The following is a 2,394-nucleotide window of genomic DNA, read 5'->3' as shown; positions in this document are numbered from 1 at the left end:
GTGAGTATGGAAGAACCACACTCTGAACTGAAGGCTGATGCCGAGGAGCGAAATAAATCGCCAGACTTCGACTCTCTGACCTCGCCAGAGGAGCTTGTCCGTGGGGAGCGGACACGAGACGATTTTTTTGATGCTGTTCTGGGACTCGCCAATCCAGCGACCGCCAGCGAAGTTGCTGACCTCGCAGGCCACGGCGTTGACGCTGCAAGAGAGTACCTTGAGTGGTTCGAACAGATGGGTATCGTGAAGCAGGTTACCGAGTCGCCGGCCACGTACGAGCGTAACCAATCATACTTGAACTGGCGGCGGGTCCAGACGCTCCAAGATGAGTATTCGTCAGCGGAGTTGCTTGAGTTCTTGAAAACGGAGGCGGCGAGAGTCGAGGAGTTGGCCGAGGAGTTCGATGTCGACTCGCCGGAAGCGGTCTCTATCTCAAAGCACGCATCGGCTACTGACCAATCGATAGAGGATGTTTGGGAGGCTGTTTCTGCGTGGAAGACAGCTCGTCGTCGGGTTGGGCTCCTCGAACGGGCACTAGCAACCGAGTCGAGTGATGCTGCTGATCAACGAACGGCGGTATGACAGGGCAAGATGAGAGTAGTGGATCTAACTCGGTCTCCGGTGCCCCAATTGATTTTGACCGCTTGGAGGTCATCCGAGATAGATTTGCTACTGACGAGCAGTTCACTCAGATCGTTGATCGACCTGAATTCGCCCCTGAACGGCTGGTCTGTGTGTATGATACACGGTTCTACCCGTCGGGTGTTCAAAACGCTCGATTAGAGATTGTCTGGTTCGAGAACGGTGACTTCTCGCTGCACTACCACGAAGATCACGAGCAAGGAGCATTCGATCATCGATGGGACCGTCATCCATCAGACCACAACGCTCGTGACCACATCCATCCCGGCCCAGATGCACCGACACCTGGAGATGATTCATCTCATCCCAGCGATTGGCGTGACGTCCTCTCGATGGCTCTTGCCGAGATTGAAGCCCGCCAGCGTGGATTCTGGGAGGACTGATTCTGCATGCCACCCCTAGGGGTGTGGCAGTGGGGTTTGTCCGGATAGCCTCGCTTAGGTGGAAAAGTGCTAGTATGATTTTGACGACCAACCCGAGTCTATTCTACAGGCAAAGAGGCGGTCTCTCAGGCCGGTGTTCTCGTCTTACTTTCGGCTCTAGGTAGTTCTCGGAAGTAGCAACGGTTGTTGGTGATCCCTGGATTGAATTAATCAAGTCACAGGTGACTGCGGATTGTAGTTCATGCTTATGTGTCTCAAAAAAGTTAGTAATATTGTGTCTCTGGGAGTTAGGAATATTCAGAAGAGATCGAGATACTGGCCGACACTAACGCTCGCATTCATCATTTCGTTCGCAGTCGTGTATGCGGGGCAGTTGCTCATTGATGGAAGCCTATCGAGAGATGCCGGATATCAGACTGCGACTATGGTGAAAAACATTGTCGGCAATGGGTCGGTCGTATTTTCGTGGTTGTTTCATTCTACCCACGCACATTTCATCGAAAACCTCGCTATCTTCTTTCTCACAGGATGGTGGGTCGAGAACCGAGTAGATGACGACCGGTTCATTCTCGGCATTGCTGTCGTTCTTGGGATCGGTGCGAACGTGGCCGCTGCTCTAATCTTCCGAGTTCCTGGTGCAGGAATCAGTGGAATTACAACCGGATTAGGTCTGATGATAGCTCTGGGAGCGTTCGAGGGGTTGTTCGATTCTACCGTTCGTTTGATAAAGGCCATTCCCGAGTTCACACTCTCTGTGTTGTTCGTCCTCTGGAGTGTTGGCGGTCTTGGGCAACTCCCAGCTGGGACTGCTGTCGAAGTCCACATCCTCGGTGCGGTGTTAGGTGGCGCTTGGTATGCAACGGAAAAAATTCGCTATGACTTCGGCCCCCACCAACTCCGGATATAGTCCGTCCTCGGAATCACCGATTCCAACTATTTTCTCTCGTGTTACTGCTATGAATGCTGTGTTGAATATTGACGGTATATCCTGCACGGTCAGTTTGGGTTAACCGCCATTACACACGCCACCCCCTACCCAAGAATACTACCCACGTAAGACTGATTGACAGGTATGCTGATTGACGCGCTCGTCAGAGTGTTCGGGGCCAATCTTCCGATAGTCGGCTTGCTATTTATCGGGATGGCGGTTGAGAAATACTACGTGAGCCGCGTCACAGTGTTCACGAACGTGCTTGCGTTGAATATGTCGTTTTTGAGTCTCGACCAGGCACCGTGGCTCCTTGTTTGGTATGGTGACCTTGGACTACTACTCGGACTGTACGGGTTCGCAGCATACCTCCTGAACGCAAAAACGTCGATTCTGTATAATCTTCCGGCGTACTCGTTGTACTCGTCGTTCCCAGTTTCC

Annotated in this window: 3 protein-coding genes and 1 pseudogene; all 4 read left to right on the top strand. The window is 52.4% G+C overall.

Annotation, left to right across the window (positions count from 1 at the left end):
* Nucleotides 1-6 precede the first annotated feature (6 nt).
* Entirely contained in the window at nt 7-582 is a 576-nt protein-coding gene (locus tag AUR66_RS13610; RefSeq protein WP_058572853.1) for a DUF7342 family protein, read from the top strand.
* On the top strand, nt 579-1,025 hold the full coding sequence (locus AUR66_RS20710; RefSeq protein WP_082682215.1) for a hypothetical protein: 447 nt from the start codon (nt 579-581) through the stop codon (nt 1,023-1,025). Before AUR66_RS13610 ends, AUR66_RS20710 begins: the two co-directional genes overlap by 4 nt.
* A gap of 274 nt (nt 1,026-1,299) precedes the next feature.
* Nucleotides 1,300-1,932, top strand: a complete 633-nt coding sequence (locus tag AUR66_RS13605) for a rhomboid family intramembrane serine protease (RefSeq protein WP_197409791.1) — start codon at nt 1,300-1,302, stop codon at nt 1,930-1,932.
* A 165-nt stretch (nt 1,933-2,097) separates the two neighbouring features.
* A pseudogene (locus AUR66_RS13600) lies at nt 2,098-2,394 on the top strand (hypothetical protein); the annotation flags it as partial.

Source organism: Haloferax profundi, from assembly GCF_001469865.1.
Lineage (GTDB): Archaea > Halobacteriota > Halobacteria > Halobacteriales > Haloferacaceae > Haloferax > Haloferax profundi.
The sequence above is the reverse complement of the archived record's forward strand: the minus strand, read 5'-3'. Positions and strand labels throughout refer to the sequence as shown.

What these genes read in the sequence shown, in the direction of transcription:
- AUR66_RS13610 (WP_058572853.1), top strand. Translation starts at nt 7, where the DNA reads ATGGAAGAACCACACTCTGAACTGAAGGCTGATGCCGAGGAGCGAAAT.
- AUR66_RS20710 (WP_082682215.1), top strand. Translation starts at nt 579, where the DNA reads ATGACAGGGCAAGATGAGAGTAGTGGATCTAACTCGGTCTCCGGTGCC.